General features: G+C 69.2%; 17 protein-coding genes. 10 read left to right on the top strand and 7 right to left on the bottom strand.

Annotated features, from left to right (window positions below; translation table 11 throughout):
- Window positions 1-507: a GNAT family N-acetyltransferase gene (locus tag IE97_RS0105815; protein ID WP_030232282.1), complete on the bottom strand. Its 507-nt coding sequence runs from the start codon at window positions 505-507 to the stop codon at window positions 1-3.
- Window positions 508-659: 152 nt separating this feature from the next.
- Here IE97_RS0105815 and IE97_RS0105810 point away from each other — a divergent pair, with 152 nt between their 5' ends.
- The gene (locus tag IE97_RS0105810; RefSeq protein ID WP_030232272.1) at window positions 660-4262 is read left to right on the top strand and encodes an ATP-binding protein; all 3603 of its coding nucleotides are present in this window, start codon (window positions 660-662) and stop codon (window positions 4260-4262) included.
- Window positions 4263-4342: 80 nt separating this feature from the next.
- Here the strand turns inward: IE97_RS0105810 and mctP are convergent, their stop codons facing one another.
- The 3 genes from mctP to IE97_RS0105795 all read right to left on the bottom strand — a co-directional run bounded on the left by mctP (window position 4343) and on the right by IE97_RS0105795 (window position 7106).
- Entirely contained in the window at window positions 4343-5971 is a 1629-nt protein-coding gene (gene mctP, locus IE97_RS0105805; RefSeq protein ID WP_030232269.1) for a monocarboxylate uptake permease MctP, read from the bottom strand.
- Window positions 5968-6231, bottom strand: coding sequence for a DUF3311 domain-containing protein (locus IE97_RS0105800; RefSeq protein ID WP_030232266.1), 264 nt, complete (start codon window positions 6229-6231; stop codon window positions 5968-5970). The genes mctP and IE97_RS0105800 overlap by 4 nt, the downstream gene beginning before the upstream one ends.
- A 110-nt stretch (window positions 6232-6341) precedes the next feature.
- Complete coding sequence (locus IE97_RS0105795; protein ID WP_030232263.1) at window positions 6342-7106, bottom strand: GntR family transcriptional regulator; 765 nt, start codon at window positions 7104-7106, stop codon at window positions 6342-6344.
- 308 nt (window positions 7107-7414) lie between these two features.
- Between IE97_RS0105795 and IE97_RS0105790 the strand changes: the two genes are divergently transcribed.
- The 6 genes from IE97_RS0105790 to IE97_RS0105765 all read left to right on the top strand — a co-directional run bounded on the left by IE97_RS0105790 (window position 7415) and on the right by IE97_RS0105765 (window position 12983).
- Window positions 7415-8698 carry an extracellular solute-binding protein gene (locus IE97_RS0105790; protein WP_030232261.1) on the top strand — a complete coding sequence of 428 codons (1284 nt, stop codon included), beginning with the start codon at window positions 7415-7417 and terminating at the stop codon, window positions 8696-8698.
- Window positions 8699-8770: 72 nt separating this feature from the next.
- Window positions 8771-9757, top strand: a complete 987-nt coding sequence (locus tag IE97_RS0105785; RefSeq protein WP_030232258.1) for a carbohydrate ABC transporter permease — start codon at window positions 8771-8773, stop codon at window positions 9755-9757.
- Complete coding sequence (locus IE97_RS0105780) at window positions 9754-10593, top strand: carbohydrate ABC transporter permease (RefSeq protein WP_030232256.1); 840 nt, start codon at window positions 9754-9756, stop codon at window positions 10591-10593. Before IE97_RS0105785 ends, IE97_RS0105780 begins: the two co-directional genes overlap by 4 nt.
- A gap of 9 nt (window positions 10594-10602) precedes the next feature.
- Entirely contained in the window at window positions 10603-12141 is a 1539-nt protein-coding gene (locus IE97_RS0105775) for a glycoside hydrolase family 3 protein (protein ID WP_030232253.1), read from the top strand.
- A gap of 51 nt (window positions 12142-12192) precedes the next feature.
- Window positions 12193-12441 carry a helix-turn-helix transcriptional regulator gene (locus IE97_RS0105770; RefSeq protein WP_003992865.1) on the top strand — a complete coding sequence of 83 codons (249 nt, stop codon included), beginning with the start codon at window positions 12193-12195 and terminating at the stop codon, window positions 12439-12441.
- Window positions 12438-12983: a hypothetical protein gene (locus IE97_RS0105765; protein ID WP_030232249.1), complete on the top strand. Its 546-nt coding sequence runs from the start codon at window positions 12438-12440 to the stop codon at window positions 12981-12983. Before IE97_RS0105770 ends, IE97_RS0105765 begins: the two co-directional genes overlap by 4 nt.
- 18 nt (window positions 12984-13001) lie before the next feature.
- Here the strand turns inward: IE97_RS0105765 and nagB are convergent, their stop codons facing one another.
- Complete coding sequence (gene nagB, locus IE97_RS0105760) at window positions 13002-13787, bottom strand: glucosamine-6-phosphate deaminase (protein ID WP_030232246.1); 786 nt, start codon at window positions 13785-13787, stop codon at window positions 13002-13004.
- 289 nt (window positions 13788-14076) lie between these two features.
- On the opposite strand from nagB, the gene IE97_RS0105755 reads away from it, so the two are divergent.
- The gene (locus IE97_RS0105755) at window positions 14077-15150 is read left to right on the top strand and encodes an SIS domain-containing protein (protein ID WP_030232243.1); all 1074 of its coding nucleotides are present in this window, start codon (window positions 14077-14079) and stop codon (window positions 15148-15150) included.
- Window positions 15151-15197: 47 nt separating this feature from the next.
- Here IE97_RS0105755 and IE97_RS0105750 read toward each other — a convergent pair whose 3' ends face one another.
- On the bottom strand, window positions 15198-15950 hold the full coding sequence (locus IE97_RS0105750; RefSeq protein ID WP_030232242.1) for an SDR family oxidoreductase: 753 nt from the start codon (window positions 15948-15950) through the stop codon (window positions 15198-15200).
- 97 nt (window positions 15951-16047) lie between these two features.
- Between IE97_RS0105750 and IE97_RS0105745 the strand changes: the two genes are divergently transcribed.
- Entirely contained in the window at window positions 16048-16749 is a 702-nt protein-coding gene (locus IE97_RS0105745) for a TetR/AcrR family transcriptional regulator (RefSeq protein ID WP_030232239.1), read from the top strand.
- Between the two features lie 373 nt (window positions 16750-17122).
- Window positions 17123-18598: a sensor histidine kinase gene (locus IE97_RS0105740; protein ID WP_030952418.1), complete on the top strand. Its 1476-nt coding sequence runs from the start codon at window positions 17123-17125 to the stop codon at window positions 18596-18598.
- A gap of 202 nt (window positions 18599-18800) precedes the next feature.
- Here the strand turns inward: IE97_RS0105740 and IE97_RS0105735 are convergent, their stop codons facing one another.
- Window positions 18801-19058 (bottom strand): WhiB family transcriptional regulator, encoded by a 258-nt coding sequence (locus IE97_RS0105735; protein WP_003992873.1) that lies wholly within the window; start codon window positions 19056-19058, stop codon window positions 18801-18803.
- Between the last annotated feature and the right edge of the window lie 277 nt (window positions 19059-19335).

Below are 19335 nucleotides of genomic sequence, written 5' to 3'. Positions count from 1 at the left end.
TCAGAGTGTCAACTGGTAGGTGAGGAGAGTGATGTCGTCGAGGTGCGGCATCGGGTTCCAGTCGCGCTCGGGCGTGCGAACGAAGCCCAGACGTTCGTAGATGCGGTGGGCGGAGTGCATGGTGCGCTGGGTCGACAGCACGATGCGGACGCAGCCCTCCACGGCCCGGGCGCGGTCCACACAGCCGCGGACGAGGGCCTCCCCGGCGCCCCGGCCGCGTGCCTCGTGGGCGACCGCCAGCATGCGGATCTCCGCCTCGCCGGGGCCGGCGATGTCGGCCATGGGGCCGCCGGACGGTACGAACGTGACGCCGCCGAGCACCCGGCCGTGCTCCACGGCGACCAGTACCTCGGCGGCGGCGGCCCGCGCCGCCACGTCCTTCAACGCGCCGAGGTACTCGTCATGCTCCCCGAAGTCGAGCAGGCCGTCCTGGAGGTAGGCCTGCGCGGTGATCTCACCGAGGGCTTCGTAGTCGCCGGCCTCCGCCTGCCGTATCACGATGTCCATGACGCCGAGTCTGCCGGAGGGGACGACGGCGATCCTCGGCATTTCGTCCACCGGTTGCGCGGTGTGCCGGGAGTGCTTCCATGGAAGTAGGTGCCGGCGCCCGTCAGATCCTCCGTACCGGGGAAGAGTTCGCTCTCGGAGGGAGAAGGACCATGACGAGGGTCGTCCGTCGCACCCCGGGCAAAGAGCGGCCACGCAACGCGCCCATGACGACGCTGGGTCTGCGACGGGCGGCGGAGTGGATCCGCCGGGTCTCCGTCGGCCACTGGCACCGCCTGACGATCCGTCTGGAGGCCCGTCGCGGCACCACGCGGCCCAAGAAGTGGCGCAGGTGGTTCTCCTACACCAACGTCGTCCGGATGGCCTGGGCGGTCGGCGCACTCGTGGTCTTCGGCTGGATCGGGGCCGGTGTGCACATGCTGGTCGCCGACGAGCAGACCCCGGTCGAGACCCTGCAAAAGGAGCCGGGATTCGACGCGCTGGTCCGGTTCTTCGGTCCGGTCCTCACCGCCTCGGTCGCCGCCGCGCTCTTCCTGTTCTGGTGGTACAGCTGGAACAAACGGCGATACCTCATCAAGGCGCGCAAGGACCCCCACAGGCTCGTGCTCACCGCCGGGCAGGACGCCACGCAGATCGTGGGCCGCGAGGAGCTCGCCCAGGTCATCGCCCAACGGCTGAGGGAGCGCAACACCCGTCGGCCCTATCTGCTCGTGGGCGGTGTCGGCACGGGGAAGACCGCCGTCCTGGTGCGGCTCACCGAGCTACTGGCCCGCGAGCGCGCCGTGCCCGTGCCGATCCGGCTGCGGGACGCCGACGGCGGGGAGGATCTGAACTTCGAGCGCATGGCCCAGCAGCGTTTCGCCGAGGAGGCGCCCCAGGGCATCCTGGCCCGCAGCAAGATCGAGCGGGTCTGGCAGCAACTGCTCGCCGACGACAAGCTGGTCGTCATCGCCGACGGCCTCGAAGAGGCCCTTCTCGACGGCAGCCTGCAGCAGAACCGGGACAACATCATCCGTCGTGCCATCGAGCGTGCTTACGAGGAGCGGCTGCCGGTGGTCATCGCCTCCCGGCCGCACAGTCCGCTGGACACCACGCCCGCCGCGATCGTGGAGCTGGAACCGCTGAGCGAGGAGGAGGCGCTGGACTTCGTCAAGGCCTCCGTACCGGGGACGGACGAGCGCCGCGTGGACTGGATCGTGGAGACGGCGGAGGTGACCGAATCGCCCGTCTATCTGCAGATCGCCCGTGAGCTGCACCGGCGCGGCGTCCTGGAACGCGACCGCCCGACCGACGACCCGAAGCGTCTGAACACCCGCAGCCGGGACCGGAGCACGCTCCGGTTGTGGCTGTTGGACACCTGGGGCCGTGCCCTGCAGGAGGGCAGGCTGCGCGAGGACGTCGCGCTGACCCCGCAGGAGCGCCACGACACCCTCGAGGTGGTCTCCGCTCTGGCCTGCGTGGGACTGCTGCAGGACAAGCTGGAAGTGGACTTCGCCGAGTTGCTCGGCCCGGACATCCACCCGAACCGAGCGCGGCACGCGAGAACCCGGGCAGGCCACATGTGGACCAGGGTGCGGGGCCCCGACCGGTACGGCAGGCACGGGGGCGCCTTCTCCGAGTGGCACCGGGAACAGATCTGGGCGGCGCTCTGCTCCGAGCTCAGCGACGAGGAGGGCAAACGGCTGCAGAGGGGGAACATGGCACAGTCCCACGCCGTGCTCGCCCGGCTGGTGGGCAACGCGGACAAGCTCGGGCTGTTGGAGGGCTTCGAGAAGAAGGCGCGCTTCCCGCACAGCATCCTCCAGGCCTACTTCGGCTTCCGCCTGCTGAGCCACCTCGAGGAGGCCGACGCCTGCGAGCTGATCGAGCAGGCGCTGCAACCGCCTGGCCCCGGACGTGAACTGCTTGTCGCGGTCGTCCTGCTGTCCCGTCGGCGGGTGCCGGGACGTCCGGGCCGGGGCGGTGGTGCCCGGGCCGGGTTGCAGAAGGGGAAGGAGGAGCTTACGCGGCGGTTTCCCGTGCTGGGGCGCGCCCCGTCCGAGCGGCTCTGTGCGGCCGCGCGGCAGCGACCGGAGGACCCCAAGACCCTCGATCTCTACGCGGCTGCCCTCGAAGTCGAGAGCGTGGAAGCGGACGCCAGACGGCTGAGCGACATCGTCGACCGGGTGGCGGCCGACTGGCCGGGCATCAAGGGCGATGAGCGCTCGCTCGTGGACGCGAAGCTGAGGCTGCTCAAGCAGCTGGGCGCGGCGTTGCGGTCGGCCTCCAGGAAGATCGACACCACGCTGATGTACGAGCGGCTCTTCCAGATGGGCATCGCGGAGCCCTCGTACTCCATACGCCTGGCCGCCGCCCAGGAATTCGGCAGCGGCGGCAACGAGGCGTTCGCAGTGATCCGCAAGCGGGTCGGTCTCAACAGCGACCCCATAGCCGAGTACAACAACAAGATCCGCGACTTGAAAGCCGAGAAGACGAAGGCCTTCGAGGCGTGGACCGTTCGCATGGGGCAGGCCAGATCCGGCCGTGCGCCCTCCCAGACCCTCGATCGGCTGCAAGGTGAGCGGGAGGAACTCAACCGGCGGTACGAGAAGGATCGGGTCGAACTGCTGCGGGAGTTCGTGATGCGGGCCTGGATGCTGCCCATGCTCCTGGGGTCGGTCGACGAGTCCCACCGCGGCGAGGCCGGGGAACGCCTCACCAAATGGCTGCTGCACCTCGACCCGGCCCACACAGGCGGCGCCCCCGACCTCCCGCTCGCCCTGGAGGCGGCACTGGCCCAGGGCTTCAAGTACGCGGCCAACCGGCGCCAGCGTCATCCGCACACGGACCCGGGCAGACGCGTCGACCTGATCCGGCAGGCGGAGACCGTGCTGCAGCAGTCGCGGTGCTGGTACACGCAGCTCAGCCTGCTCCAGGCGCTGTGCCTGTGGAATCTCCCGGACCGGGTCGGCCGCCATGAGCGGGGCGGCTCCCCCAGGGCACGGGCGTACGACGATCACGACGGGTCAGGCGAGCCGCTTCCGACGATCGGTGGTTCCAGCGCCGTGCAGACCGTGCAGCGCTGGCTGGCGATGGCCGGCACGGTGAACGCCCCGCCCGCCGCGCCCGGTGCCAAGGGCGACTCGCCGCGGCGGCTGCTGCATCCGTTCGTCGCCGAGGCGGGCGATCTGGTCGCCCTCGCCCTGGAGACGGGGCAGCCCGAGCGCTTCCTGTGGATCGACGAGAAGGGCGTCGCCGACAGCATCGGATCCCGCACGGACCACTCAGGCGAATACCGCAAGCACAACCTCTGGATCCCGCCCTCGGTCGGCTGGAGCACCCTCGACGGGCGGGCCCAACGTCTCGTCGCCGACGTGCTGGTGCTGCTGAACCTCATCGAACGGGACGGGCACCCCGACGAGGTCGAGGAGCGCATGGCCCGCGCCGAGCAGTCCGGCATGCCGCTCCCGCCGTGCCTGCGCACGAACCGCGAGCCGCTGCGGCCCGGTGCGCGGTTCGGTGCCGCGGCCCCGCCCGCACCCGGCACCACGTGTCTGCCGGACTGCAAGTTCCAGCTCTGCCCGTACCCGCCCCGAGGGGTGCCCCGCGGCGAGATCCGGGAGCCGTTCTGCCGCCAGCAGCAGGCTCTGCTGCCCGGACGCCTGCGCCGCTGGTTCCCCAGGACCCTGCGCCGGAAGACACCACCGTGGGTGAGCATGCGCGTCCATGAGCTGGACCGCTTCTGGCACGCGATGGCCGCGCGCACCCGCGACTAGGGGGTGTCGCCCCAGGGCACTCGGACGGATACGCCGACGGGCCGCCGGATGCTCTCCGACGGCCCGTCCTCGCGCTGCGCTCAGTGCGCGGAACCGGCGGTGGCAGGCGGGAGTTCCACCTGGACCCCGGGGTCGCCCGCGTCCGCCGTGTAGTCCTCCGGCTTGGTCTCGTCGATGCCGTCCGGAGCCTTGACGGCCCTCAGGACGAAGGTGAGGACCACCGTCACCACCACGTTCAGGACGAACGCCGTGAGGCCGATGTAGCCGATCTCGCCGATGCCCGGGATCTCCTTCGACGAGCCGCCGAAGTGCTTCTGCGTCGGGGAGGCGACGCCGTACGCGGCGACCGTGCCGTAGATCATGCCGACCGCCCAGCCCGCGAGCAGGGCCCAGCGGTGGAACCAGCGGGTGAACAGGCCGCCGACCAGGGCCGGGAAGGTCTGCAGGATCCAGATGCCGCCGAGGAGCTGGAAGTTGATGGCGACCGTCTTGTCCATGGTGAGGACGAAGGCCAGGGCGCCCACCTTCACCAGCAGTGAGACCAGCTTGGAGACCTTGGTCTCCTGCGCCGGTGTGGCGTCCGGCTTGATGAAGTCCTTGTAGATGTTGCGGGTGAAGAGGTTCGCGGCCGCGATGGACATGATGGCGGCGGGCACGAGCGCGCCGATGCCGATCGCCGCGAAGGCCACACCCGCGAACCAGTCCGGGAACATCGTCTCGAACAGCTGAGGGATCGCCAGCTGACCGTTCTGCACCTTGATGCCCGCCGCGATCGCCATGAAGCCGAGCAGCGCCAGCAGACCCAGCATCAGCGAGTACAGCGGCAGGATCGTGGTGTTGCGGCGGATCACCTCACGGCTCTTCGAGGACAGCGTCGCCGTGATCGAGTGCGGGTACATGAAGAGCGCCAGCGCGGAGCCCAGCGCCAGCGTGGCGTACGTCCACTGCCCGGTCTCCGGCGGCGTCAGCGCACCGCGCGGCGCGCCCGTCGCCGGGTTGGTCTGGCTGAACGCGTCTCCCGCCTTGGCGAAGATGTCGTCGAAGCCGCCCAGCTTGATCGGGATGTAGATGATCGCCACCGCGATGACGATGTAGATCAGCGTGTCCTTCACGAACGCGATCAGCGCGGGGGCACGCAGGCCCGAGGAGTACGTGTACGCGGCCAGCACGCCGAACGCGATCAGCAGCGGCAGGTCCTTGATGAACCAGTTGGTGTTCTCGCCGCCGCCGACGCCCATCACGTCCAGCACGGCCTGGATGCCGACCAGCTGGAGCGCGATGTACGGCATCGTCGCGAGGATGCCGGTGAGTGCCACGGCCAGCGACAGGCCCTTCGAGCCGAAGCGGCCGCGTACGAAGTCGGAGGTCGTGACGTACCCGTGCCGGTGGGACACCGACCACAGGCGGGGGAGGAACGTGAAGATCAGCGGGTAGACCAGGATCGTGTACGGCACCGCGAAGAAGCCGGCCGCGCCCGCCGCGTAGATCGCCGCCGGTACCGCGACGAAGGTGTACGCCGTGTACAGGTCGCCGCCGAGCAGGAACCAGGTGATCCAGGTGCCGAACGAGCGGCCGCCCAGGCCCCATTCGTCCAGGCTGTGCTCGTTCTCGGCCTTGCGCCAGCGCGCGGCCAGGAAGCCCATGACCGTCACGGCCAGGAAGAAGAAGATGAAGACGGCGAGCGCGACGCCGTTCACGCCGTCCTTCACTCCGACGCACCGCCCTTCGCGGCAGAGCGGGCGCGCTGGTCACGCTGCCACAGCTTGTAGGCGATCATCGTCAGGAGGGTGGAGATCAGCACCCAGGCCATCTGGTACCAGTAGAAGAACGGGATCCCGATGAAGACCGGGTCGGTCTTGGCGTACGAGCCGACCCACAGCATGGCCACGAAGGGCGCTACGAGACAGAGTCCGATGACGACGCGCATCGGCGTCACCACCGCTCTGCCGACTTCCGGGGCTTGCGACATCAGGCGGCTCCGTCCCCTCAGTGATCACCTGTGTAATGCGCAGGCAATCTAGGTCAGGGTGAGCCGCGTACGGAACCCCTCGTCCGCAATGCGGTACCCAAAATCGCGGATTACTCCTGAGGGCGCTTCAGTCGTGCCACGAACTTGTAGCGGTCCCCGCGGTACACCGACCTCACCCACTCCACGGGCCGGCCCTCGCGGTCCAGCGAGTGCCGGGAGAGCATCAGCATCGGCAGGCCGACGTCCGTGCCGAGCAGTCCGGCCTCGCGCGGGGTGGCCAGCGAGGTCTCGATGGTCTCCTCGGCCTCCGCGAGATGGATGTCGTAGACCTCGGCGAGCGCGGTGTAGAGGGACGTGTACTTGACCAGTGACCGGCGCAGGGCCGGGAAGCGCTTCGCGCTCAGATGGGTGGTCTCGATGGCCATCGGCTCGCCGTTGGCCATGCGCAGCCGCTCGATGCGCAGCACACGTCCGCCGGTGGTGATGTCGAGCAGGCCGGCCAGGCGGTCGTCGGCGGTGATGTAGCCGATGTCCAGCAGCTGCGAGGTGGGTTCGAGGCCCTGGGCGCGCATGTCCTCGGTGTACGAGGTCAGTTGTAGCGCCTGTGAGACCTTCGGCTTGGCGACGAAGGTGCCCTTGCCCTGGATGCGTTCCAGCCGGCCTTCGACGACGAGTTCCTGGAGCGCCTGGCGCACGGTCGTGCGCGAGGTGTCGAACTCCGCCGCCAAGGTGCGCTCGGGCGGGACCGGCGTACCGGGCGCCTGTGTCTCCGTCATGTCGAGCAGGTGCTTCTTCAGCCGGTAGTACTTGGGCACGCGTGCGGTACGGACGGGCGTCCCGTTCTCGTTCTCCGCACTGCTGACGTCGGTGCTCATGCTCCGCCTTCCCGGCCCCTCTGCCGACACGATCCCACTTGTATACCGTCGGCGCCCTTTTTGGTCTAGTCCACGACTCCAAGTGGTCTACCCCGAGTATGCCGCGACTTCCCCGGTTTCGCTGGCTTCTTACTTAAAGGTTCCTGCATATGTAGGTCGCATAACGGCTGGTCAGAGCCCATTCCGGACCCTTGACAGGCCTTCTGGTCTGGTCCAAGCTCCCCCTACTGGTCTACACCATTGGTCCAGGTCCTGGCTCCACGCTCACCGCGGGGGCAGGGGGGTTTGGCATCCCTGAGGAGGGTGGCGTGAAGCGCAAGCTGATATCCGCGATCGGTATCGCGGGCATGGTGGTCTCCGTCGCGGCGTGCGGGGGCGAGGGCGGCAGCGGGGGTTCGGACAAGGGCGCGGACGCCAAGGAGCTGACCGTCTGGCTCACCGTGGACGCCCAGAACAACTGGCCGGAACTGGTGAAGGCCGCCGACGCCGCGGTACAGAAGAAGCACCCCGGCCTCAAGATCAACCACGAGTACTACGGCTGGCCCGACAAGAACGCCAAGCTCGACGCCGTCCTCGCCACCGACAAGGCCCCCGACGTGGTCGAGATGGGCAACACCGAGATGCTCGGCTACATGGTCAAGGGCGCCTTCGCCCCCCTCGACACGGCCGACTTCGACAACTCGGACGCCTGGCTGGACGGCCTCAAGGCCTCGGTGACCTACGAGGGCAAGACCTACGGCGTCCCGTACTACGCCGGCGGCCGGGTCGCCAACTGGCGCAAGGACGTGGCGGCTTCGGTCGGAGTGAAGACATCCCCGAAGACGTACCAGGAGCTGACCGACGCCCTGGACAAGATCCAGAAGAAGCGGGGCGACAAGTTCAGCGCCTGGTACCAGCCGACCCGCGACTGGTACGCGGCGATGTCCTTCGTCTACGACGCCGGCGGCGCCATCGCCACCGAGTCGGGTGGCCAGTGGAAGGCCTCCCTCTCCTCGCCCGAGTCCCTCAAGGGCCTGAAGGAGTTCAAGAACGTCGTCGACACGTACATGCACGGCGACAAGACCAAGGACGAGTCCGACCGCTACATCGTCTACGGCCAGGGCAAGTCCGCCATGATCTTCGCCGCCGCCTGGGAGGGCGCGACCGCCGAGGACCCGAAGAACGACAAGACCGGCAAGCTCAAGGGCAACCTCGAGAACTTCGTGATGCCCGGCCCGTCCGGCAAGAACATGCCCGTCTTCCTCGGCGGTTCCGACCTCGCCGTGCCGGTGAAGTCCGACGCGCAGGCCCTGGCCGCGGAGTGGATCAACGCCTTCACCGGCCCGTCCGGCCAGAAGGGCCTGATGGCCAAGGGCAACCTGCCCAACAACAAGACCGACCTCGCCACCCTCAAGAACGACCCGAAAACGGCGGTCCCGGCCATCGCGGCCGAGTCCAACTGGTTCGTCCCGATGGCCCCCGGCTGGGGTCAGGTCGAGAAGGCGCAGATCCTGCAGACCATGCTGCAGAGCATCGGCACCGGCAAGAAGTCGGTCGAGGCAGCCGCCAAGGAGGCGGACGCCGCGATCGACAAGGTCATCAACACCAAGTGACCTTCGGGCGGGGCTCCTCATCGACGGAGCCCCGCCGTCTTTCAGACCTGAGGGACCGCCAAGGAGCACCCGATGAGTGCCGCAGACACCACCACCCCCGTCAAGGTGCCGCCGCCCCGGCAGGCACCGCCACCTCCTGCCGACCACCCGCCCCGCGTGCGCCGGCCGTCGGGCGGGGCCGCACTCCCCTGGCTGCTGCTCGCGCCCTGCCTGCTGGTCCTCGCGGCGGTCATGGGCTATCCGCTGGCCCGCCTGGTCACGCTGTCCTTCCAGAAGTTCGGGCAGTCCCAGCTCTGGGGCTTCCAGCCCGCCGAGACGGTCGGGTTCGACAACTTCGCCAAGGTGCTGGGCGACGGCGAGTTCTGGGCGGTCGTCCTGCGCACCATCGTCTTCGCGACCGGAGCCGTCGTCTTCACCATGGTGATCGGCATGGTGCTCGCCCTGCTGCTCCAGCGGGTCTCCGGCTGGCTGAAGGTGCTCATCAACATCGTGCTGGTGGCGAGCTGGGGCATGCCCGTGATCGTGGCGACCACCGTCTTCAAGTGGCTCTTCGACTCGGACTACGGCGTCTTCAACGCCCTGCTCAGCAAGCTGCCCGGCGTCGAGATGATCGGCCACAACTGGTTCGCGAGCGGGCCCGAGGGCCTGGCCGTGATCATGCTGCTGGTGGTGTGGGGCGCCGTGCCGTTCGTGGTCATCACGCTCAGCGCGGGGCTCACCCAGGTCCCGAAGGAACTGGAGGAGGCGGCCCGCCTGGACGGCGCCGGCTCCTGGGGCGTCTTCCGTTACGTCACGCTGCCCGTCCTCAAGCCGATCATCGTGATGCTCACGACCCTGTCGGTCATCTGGGACATGGGCGTCTTCCCCCAGGTGTTCGTCATGCGGAACGGCCACCCCGAGCCGGAGTTCCAGGTCCTCAACACCTACTCCTACGACCGGGCGTTCGTGGTCAACGACTACGCCCAGGGCTCGGCCATCGCGCTGATCACCGTCCTGCTGCTGCTCGGCGTGGTCGCCGTCTACATGCGGCAGATGCTGAAGATCGGAGAGGTCGAATGAGCAGCACCCTCACGGGCCGCCGGGCACCGAAGCTCTGGTGGAACGTCCTCGGCCTCCTGGTCTTCGTCACCGCGGGCTTTCCGCTCTACTGGATGCTCAACACCGCGTTCAAGCCCGCCAAGGACGCCATCGACCCCGACCCGAGCCTGCTGCCGACCGGCATCACCTTCGCCAACTTCGGCCGGGCCCTGGACATCGCCGACTTCTGGGGGCCGGTGGGCCGCAGCCTGGTGGTGTCGCTGGCGGTGGTCGTCATCGGTATGGCCGTCGGGCTGCTGGCCGCGCTCGCCATCTCCCGGTTCGCCTTCCGCGGCCGCAAGATCGTGATCGTCGGGATCCTGGCCGTCCAGATGGTCCCCCTGGTCGCCATGATCATCCCGGTGTTCCTGCTGCTCAACGACCTGGGTCAGTACGACCGGCTGACCGGCCTCGTCATCACGTACCTGACCTTCGTCCTGCCGTTCACGGTGTGGACGCTGAGGGGCTTCATCGTCAACATCCCGAAGGAACTGGAGGAGGCGGCCATGGTCGACGGCTGCTCCCGCACGGGCGCCTTCCTCCGGGTCGTCTTCCCGCTCCTGGCCCCCGGCATGGTCGCCACCTCGGTCTACGGTTTCATCCAGGCCTGGAACGAGTACCTGTACGCCCTGATGCTCCTCAGCCAGAAGAACCAGACCGCGACCGTCTGGCTCGGCAACTTCACCACCAAGCACGGCACCGAATACGCCCCGATGATGGCCGGTGCCACGATGATGGCGGTGCCCATCGTCGCCCTCTTCCTCCTCGTCCAGCGCAAGATGGCCGCGGGCCTGACCGCGGGCGCCGTGAAGGGATGACCCCGCCCCATGACGACACTCGCCAGCGGTACCGACACGCTCACGCGTGACGCCCTGACGGTTCTCCAGCCCGGCTTCACCGGCACCACCGCCCCCGACTGGCTGCTGCGCCGGCTCGGCGAGGGCCTCGCCTCCGTCGGCCTGTTCGGCCGCAACATCGCCTCGCCGGGTCAACTGGCCGCACTGACCGCCCGGCTACGGGCCGAGCGCGACGACGTCCTGGTCGCGGTCGACGAGGAAGGCGGCGACGTGACGCGCCTGGAGGTGCGCAGCGGCTCCTCCTTCCCGGGCAACCACGCGCTCGGCGCGGTCGACGACGTGGAGCTGACGCACCAGGTCGCCCACGAACTGGGCCGCCGGCTCGCGGCGTGCGGCGTGAACCTCAACTGGGCCCCCTCCGCCGACGTGAACTCCGACCCGCGCAACCCGGTGATCGGCGTCCGCTCCTTCGGCCCCGACACCGACCTGGCCGCCCGGCACACCGCGGCCTATGTGACGGGCCTGCAGTCCGCCGGTGTCGCCGCCTGCACCAAGCACTTCCCGGGCCACGGCGACACGGCCGTCGACTCCCACCACGCCCTCCCGCGCATCGACGTCTCCGCCGAGGTACTGGCAGAGCGCGAACTGACTCCGTTCCGCGCCGCCATCGCCGCCGGCACCCGGGCCGTCATGAGCGCCCACATCCTGGTCCCTGCCCTGGACCCCGAACGCCCGGCCACCCTGTCCCGCCGCATCCTCACCGGCCTGCTCCGCGGCGAACTCGGCTACGACGGCCTCATCGTCACCGACGGCATGGAGATGCGCGCCATCGCGGGCACCTACGGCATCGAACGCGGCAGCGTCCTCGCCCTCGCCGCCGGTGCCGACGCGATCTGCGTGGGAGGTGGCCTGGCCGACGACGCGACCGTACTCCGGCTGCGGGACGCCCTGGTCGCGGCGGTGCGCACGGGCGACCTGCCGGAGGAACGCCTGGCCGACGCCGCGGACCGGGTACGCGCGCTGGCCCGCTGGGCGAGCCCGGTGGCCCGCGTGCCCGAGGACACCCGCTTCAGCGAGATCGGCCTGCACGCCGCCCGCCGCGCCCTGACGGTCACCGTCGCTGAGGGCGTGGGAAGCCCGGAGACCTTCAAGCCGCTCACCGAACCGCCCTACGTCGCCGCCCTCACCCCCGTCGCCAACATCGCGGTCGGCGACGAGACCCCCTGGGGTGTCGCCGCCGAGCTGGTCCACCTCCTGCCCGGGACGGTGACGGGCAGTTTCTCCACCGATGACGGCACCAAGGGGGAGAGCGCCGGACGCGCAGCCCTCCAGGCGGCCGGCTCACGCCGCATCGTCGCCGTCGTCCGCGACGAACACCGCCACCCCTGGATGGCCTCGGCCCTCGATGTCGTGCTGGCCGCCCGCCCCGACACGATCGTCGTCGAGATGGGGGTACCCCAGGCCACTCCGCGCGGCGTCCTCCACATCGCCACCCACGGCGCGGCCCGCGTCTGTGGCCGGGCGGCGGCCGAGGTGATCGCCGGAGTCACTGGGATCGCGGGGGCGTAAGGCAGCGAATCTGGGTTGTAAGGCTACGGTCGAATGTAGTACTTCTTATACATGAGCGAGCAGGTGCACAACAGATTGGCCATGGTGCGCGCCGAACGCAAGGTGTCGCGCCAGAGCCTGGCCGAGGCAGTGGGAGCCCACTACCAGACCATCGGCTACATCGAGCGAGGGCAGTACAACCCCAGCCTCGACCTGGCGCTGAAGATCTCGAAGTTCTTCGGTCTGCCGGTCGAGGCACTGTTCTCCCTCGAACCGTTCCGCCCGCTCACGGACGAGGTCTACGGGAGGAACCAGCCATGACGACGACACGCCTGACCCGCTATGACCGCAGCATGCTGCGGCTGATGAACGACCGCCGCGGGGCGGCCTGGTACGCGACAGCAACGCGCCGCCGCACGGCGGTCGGCGCCCACGTCACTCTCACAGTGGCCCTCGGTGGACTGATGACCCACCTCTTTCTCGCCGAGGGCGAGCCACTGTGGACCGTCGCCGTGACGGCGGTGCTGCTCCTTCCCTGGATGGTCGCGACCGGCGTCATCAACATCGCTACCCGAGGCCTGCTGGAGCTGCGTGAACACGTACTGGACGAGCGGCAGTCAGCCGAACGCAGCCGGGTCCTGGCTCGCTCCCACCGCGCGACGACCCTGCTCCTGGCCGCGGCGGCGGTCGCCCTGCTGATCGCGGGCGGGCTCGACGGCGACGCCCCGAAGGCCTACGCCGCGCCCCTCCTCATCGCCGTCCTCGTTGTCCACTGGGTGATGCCGCTGTGGGTGGCCGGCCTGCGGGCCCAGGACGAGCCGGCCGAGGACGGCCTGCCGGAGGCAGAGGCCCTGGAGCGCTAGATCAGCGCTGGATCATCGCTAGATCCCCTGCCACTCCGGCTTGTTGGCGTAGGTGTGGCGGAAGTAGTCCGCCAGTTTCAGCTTCGACGCGGCGGCCTCGTCGACGACGACGGTCGCATGCGGGTGGAGCTGGAGCGCGGACGCCGGGCAGACCGCCGCGACCGGTCCTTCCACCGTCGCCGCGACCGCCTCCGCCTTGCCCTCGCCGGTGGCGAGCAGCACCAGGTGCCGGGCCTCCAGGATGGTGCCGATGCCCTGCGTGATCACGTGGTGCGGCACCTGGTCGATGTCACCGTCGAAGAAGCGGGCGTTGTCGGTCCGGGTCTGCTGGGTCAGCGTCTTGATCCGGGTCCGCGACGCCAGGGACGAGCACGGTTCGTTGAACCCTATGTGTCCGTCGGTCCCGATCCCGAGCAGTTGAAGGTCCACACCCCCGGCGTCCGCGAGAGCCTTGTCGTAGGCCTCGCACGCCCCCTGCACGTCCTCGGCCGTGCCCTCCGGTCCCATGAACTGGTCCATCCCGATCCCGAGCGGCTCCAGCACCTCACGCCGCAGTACCGAGCGGTACGACTCCGGATGGTCGGCGGGCAGTCCCACGTACTCGTCGAGCTGGGCGATCCGCGCCCGCGCGACGTCCACGGCACCGGAGCGCACCTTGGCCGCCAGCGCCTCGTACACGGGCAGCGGCGTCGAGCCGGTGGCCACGCCGAGCAGAGCATCGGGCTTGCGCCGGAGCAGCTGAGTCAGGGCCTCGGCTATGAGCTCGCCGCCCGCCTTGGCGTCCGGGACGATGACAACTTCCACGCTGGGCCTGCCGATCTGAGAGGAATGCTCACCTGTGACGGGACCTGGAGGGGTCGTGTGGTTTAGACCAATCTAACAGAGCGAGGGCGACACTCCCAGGGTGCTGACCGGCGCTCGTGCGAGGTGCCCGCACCGTGCCGACGAGGTCTCCAGTGGGCGAACAGTCCGGATCCCGCGCGGGCGCGGTCCGGCCCCGGAAAGCGACAGGGGGTATCCCGCGTGAGCGCTCCACGGGCCGGGGGAGTGGAATGGACCTGCAGCAGCCGCACCCCCCGGGAAGGAACCCGACATGACCGCCGCCACCACACCGGACCCCCGCAGCGGACTCCCGGGACGGACCATGGCCCGGGAGATGGCCGAGCAACCCGACGTCCTGCGTCGGATCCTGGCCGACGGCGCCCCCGCCATCCGGGACGTAGCACGGAAGATCGCCGCCCGCACTCCCCGCTTCGTCCTGCTGACCGCCCGCGGCACCTCCGACAACGCCGCCCTCTACGCCAAGTACCTCCTGGAGATCCGGCTCGGCCTGCCCTGTGGTCTGACCTCGATGTCCACCACCACGGCCTACGGCGCCCGGCCCGACCTCACCGACGTCCTCGTCGTCACCGTCAGCCAGTCCGGCGGCTCCCCGGACCTCGTCGCCTCGACCCGGGCCGCCCGCGAGGCCGGCGCGATCACGCTCGCCGTCACCAACAACCCGGACTCACCGCTCGCCGACGTCTCCGAGTACCACATCGACATCATGGCCGGACCGGAGAAGGCCCTTCCCGCGACCAAGACCTACACGGCCTCCCTCCTCGCGCTCTACCTGTTCGTCGAGGGCCTGCGCGGTGGTGACGGCGGGCCTGCGCACGCGTTGCCCGACCTCGCCGGGCAGTTGCTCGCCCGGCAGGACGAGGTGCGCACCCTCGCCGCCCGTTACCGCTTCGCCGAGCGCATGGTGATCACCTCACGCGGCTATGGCTACCCCACGGCCAAGGAGGCCGCTCTCAAGCTGATGGAGACGAGCTACATCCCCGCCCTCTCCTACTCGGGCGCCGATCTGCTGCACGGACCGCTCGCCATGGTCGACAACGTCTCCCCGGTCATCGCCGTGGTCACCGACGGCAAGGGCGGCGAAGCGCTCCAGCCCGTCCTCGACCGGCTGCGCGGTCGCGGCGCCGACCTGGTCGTCATCGGACCCAGGAGTCAGGTCGAACAGGCCTCGGCCGGTTTCGTCCTGCCGACGGACGGCGTGGCCGAGGAGGTCCAGCCCGTCCTGGAGATCATCCCCCTCCAGCTCCTGGCCTACGAGGTCACCATCGCCCGCGGCCAGGACCCGGACGCGCCCCGCGCGTTGGCGAAGGTGACGGAGACTCGCTGAGGAGCCGGGCCTCTCCGACCCGGGTCCGGTCCGTGAGACCGCTGTTCCTACGTGAGCGAACCCCCCGTCACATCCACCCAGCTCCCCGTGACCCACCGCCCCCCGTCGGACGCCAGGAAGGCCACCACGTCGGCGACGTCCGCCGCTTCGCCCACCCCGCCCAGCGCCGATATCGCCGCGGCCTTCGCCCACCCATCGGCGGTTCCGCGCAGCAACGTAGCCGTGTTGTCCGTGTCGATGATTCCCGGTGCCACCGAGTTCACCGTGATACCCCGGGGACCCAGGACCTTGGACAGATCCCGGGAGAGGATGTCCAGCGCGCCCTTCGTCATCGCGTAGGCCATGTTGTCCGGCATCACCGCGGTCCGGGCCAGCCCCGAGGAGACGTTGACGACCCGTCCTCCGTCCCGCAGTCGCGCCATGCCGTGCTTGAGGATGAAGAACGGCGCCTTCACGTTCACCGCGAAGACCTTGTCGTACTCCTGCTCGCCCAGCTCCTGGATGGGCCGCGTGTTGCCGATGCCCGCGTTGTTCACCAGGATGTCGAGCCCGTCCGCATACCGGTCGAACTCGGCCCACAGCGCCTCGGCGTCCCCCGGCACACCCAGCTCCACGCCCACCGCGAACGCCGAGCCGCCCGCCGCCTCGATGGCTGCGATCGTCTCCTTCGCCGCCGCCTCGTTCCTGCCGTAGTGCACCGCGACCCGCGCGCCGTCCCTTCCCAGCCGCTCGGCGATGCCTCGTCCGATGCCCCTGCTCGCCCCCGTGACGAGTGCCGTCCTGCCCGTGAGCACGCCCATGGCGGCGCCCCCTTCTTATTTCTCTAGCGGTCGCTACAAAAATGACCGTACATCAGCCCGCCGAGATTTCTCTAGTGGCCGCTATAAAATGCACTCCATGGTGAACGACGACGGAGCCGCCAGGGGGCGGGGGGCCGGGGCCACGCGTGCCCGGGCGGCAGAGAGCGAAGGCGGCGGCACGGTCGGCGGCAGGGGCAGGCCCCGCGGCCGCCCTCGCTCCTTCGATCGCGAAACCGCACTGGAGAAGGCGCTCCTGGCCTTCTGGGAACACGGCTACGAGGCCACGTCCGTCTCCGACCTCACCCGTGTCATGGACATCGGTGCCCCCAGTCTCTATGCGGCCTTCGGCGACAAGCGCTCCCTCTTCGAGGAGGTCGTACGCGTCTACGGCACGCGATACGGCTCGTTCACCGACCGGGCCCTCGCCGAGGAGTCCACCGCACACAACGCCGTCGAGCGCATACTGCGCGAGGCCGCCACCGCGTACACCGAACCCGGGCATCCGCACGGCTGCCTGGTCGTCCACGCCGCCGCGAACTGCTCAACACCCGAGGTCGAACAGTCCCTGCGGGACCGGCGCAACGCCAACATCGCCGCGTTCGAAAGCCGCATCAGAGCCGATGTCGCCGCCGGCGTACTGCCCCCGGAAACCGACGCCGCGGCCCTCGCCCGCCATACCGGAGCGATGATCCAGGGCATGTCCCAACAGGCACGTGACGGGGCGAGCCGGGAGGAACTGGAGGCGGTCGCGGAAATTGCCATGTCCATCTGGCCCCGCGCAGGAACCCACACGGGTTAGGCTGCCTGGTGGACGTCAGCGCGTCCGACCCGTCGCGGAAATAACAACAACGAACAGCCTCCAACGCATGGACACCCCGAGTGGTCTAGTCCACAATGCGTGATGAGAGCGCGTGTGCAGCGCGCACCAGCCTCCGTCTTCCCCGCACAGGAAGGCGGACAGAGGATCCGAGGCTCTCTGCCCTGACTGCCCCGGCTCCTCGCCCTTCGGCCGACCGGGACCGCACACCCCACGGCCGTTGCTGCTCCGGGCTGCGGTGCCGGGAGGGTTGAGGGTCCCTCTCAGGCGCCGCGGCCCGCGGGTGTTTCACGGCCCCATCCGTCAGGGCTCATACATTTCAGAGCCGTACAAACTGCCAGGTACGCTCGCACTCGTGCCCTCCATGAACGAACTCGTACGCCAGCACACCGCCCTCGACGACACCGATCTCGAGTGGCTGCACCTGCTGGTCTCGGAGTGGCAGCTGCTCTCCGACCTCTCCTTCGCCGATCTGGTCCTGTGGGTCCCCACCAGCGACGGCACCCGGTACGTCTCGGTCGCCCAGATGCGGCCCAACACCGGCCCGACGTCGTACCAGGACGACATGGTGGGCCACCTCGTCCCGCGTGGCCGCCGTCCGATGCTGGACGCCGCCCTCGACGAGGGCCGTATCGTGCGCGAGGGGGACCCGGAATGGCGTGAGGAAGTGCCTGTCCGGGTCGAGTCGATCCCCGTACGGCGGGAGGGGCGCGTCCTCGGGGTCATCGCGCGCAACACCAACCTCCTCACCGTGCGCACCCCGAGCCGCCTGGAACTCACCTATCTCCAGAGCGCCTCCGACCTCGCGCAGATGATCGCGGCCGGTGCCTTCCCGTTCGCGAACCAGCAGCTCGACATGGACGCCTCGCCCCGCGTGGGCGACGGCCTGATCCGGGTCGACGGCGACGGCATCGTCCAGTACGCATCCCCGAACGCCCTGTCCGCCTATCACCGGCTCGGCCTCGCCTCCGACCTCGTCGGCCAGCACCTGGGCAGGACCACGGCCGAACTCGCCCCCACCCGGGGCCCGGTGGACGAGGCGCTCGCCAAGGTCGCCAGCGGCTGGGCACCGCGCGAGACCGAGATCGAGGCCAACGACGGGGTCATCCAGTTCCGTGCGATCCCCCTCAAGCCCAAGGGCACCCGCATCGGCTCGCTGGTCCTGCTGCGGGACGTCACGGAACTCCGTCGCCGCGAGCGGGAGCTGATCACCAAGGACGCGACGATCCGCGAGATCCACCACCGCGTCAAGAACAACCTCCAGACGGTGGCGGCCCTGCTCCGTCTCCAGGCCCGGCGCATCGAGTCGGACCGTGGCCGGGAGGCTCTCGAAGAGGCGGTGCGGCGCGTCGGATCCATTGCGATCGTGCATGAGACGCTCTCCCAGAACCTGGACGAGCGCGTGGAGTTCGACGACATCGCCGACCGTGTTCTGGCGATGGTCGCGGAGATCTCCCCGGGAAAGGTCACAGGGCGTCGCACCGGCCGCTTCGGCATTCTCGATGCCGAGGTCGCCACCCCGCTGTCGATGGTGCTGACCGAGGTTCTGCAGAACGCGCTGGAGCACGGCTTCCGGGAGGGGGACACCGGCACGGTCGAGGTGTCGGCGGTCCGCGGCGGCACCACGAAGGAGGCCCGCCTGCTGGTCACCGTCCAGGACGACGGTGTCGGCCTGCCGGCGGGTTTCGATCCGCACACCGCCGGCAACCTGGGGCTGCAGATCGTACGGACCCTGGTGGAAGGCGAGTTGGGCGGCACCTTCGACATGGTCCCGGCACCGGAGCGCGGCACCCGGGTGATCCTCGACATTCCGGTGCGGACTCAGAAGTGAGCTGTGCCTCCGTGTGAGCCCGGCCTCTGGGGAAAGGGCCTCGAAAAGCATTGAGCCCCGGGCCGTCAATCGGCCCGGGGCTAAAGCTCGTTGCTGCTTAACAAAAGCGCATCGGGGGGAACTGCGCGCTGCGGCTCGGGGGCGGGAGATGCGCACTCGCTGTGCGCGCCGCCAAGCTCAGGCTGTCAGCAGGGGTGGGTTGTCAGGCGGAGGCCTGACGAGCCCGGTTGCGGGCGGCGCGGCGCTTCATGGCGCGGCGCTCGTCCTCGCTGAGACCACCCCAGACGCCGGAGTCCTGGCCGGACTCGAGCGCCCACTGCAGACACTGCTCGATAACCGGGCAGCGACGGCAGACGGCCTTGGCTTCCTCGATCTGCAGCAGCGCAGGACCGGTGTTGCCGATGGGGAAGAAGAGCTCGGGGTCTTCCTCGCGGCAAACGGCGTTGTGACGCCAGTCCATGGCTGCTACCTCTCCTTGGTATTACGTGCAAGTGCTTGTGAATGTGAACGCTTTCACGAATCCCTCAACAAGTGAAGGGCCGACCGCCAGTTCCCTGGCGAGGTCCTGTGAGTTGAAGAGGGGTTCCGGTGACCAGTGGAGGCCGGTGTTGCGGGCCGTCCCGATCGCCACGTAGAGACTCGCAAACCTCAGCCGGGGATACAACCCCTTCTGGAAAGTTTTTTTTGATTCTTCGGTGTCGACTAGGTCACAGCCGTACTTCCATGGGGTGGATCCT

Origin of the sequence: Streptomyces sp. NRRL S-455 (genome assembly GCF_000717875.1) — a bacterium.
Taxonomy (GTDB): Bacteria; Actinomycetota; Actinomycetes; order Streptomycetales; family Streptomycetaceae; genus Streptomyces.
The sequence above is the reverse complement of the archived record's forward strand: the minus strand, read 5'-3'. Positions and strand labels throughout refer to the sequence as shown.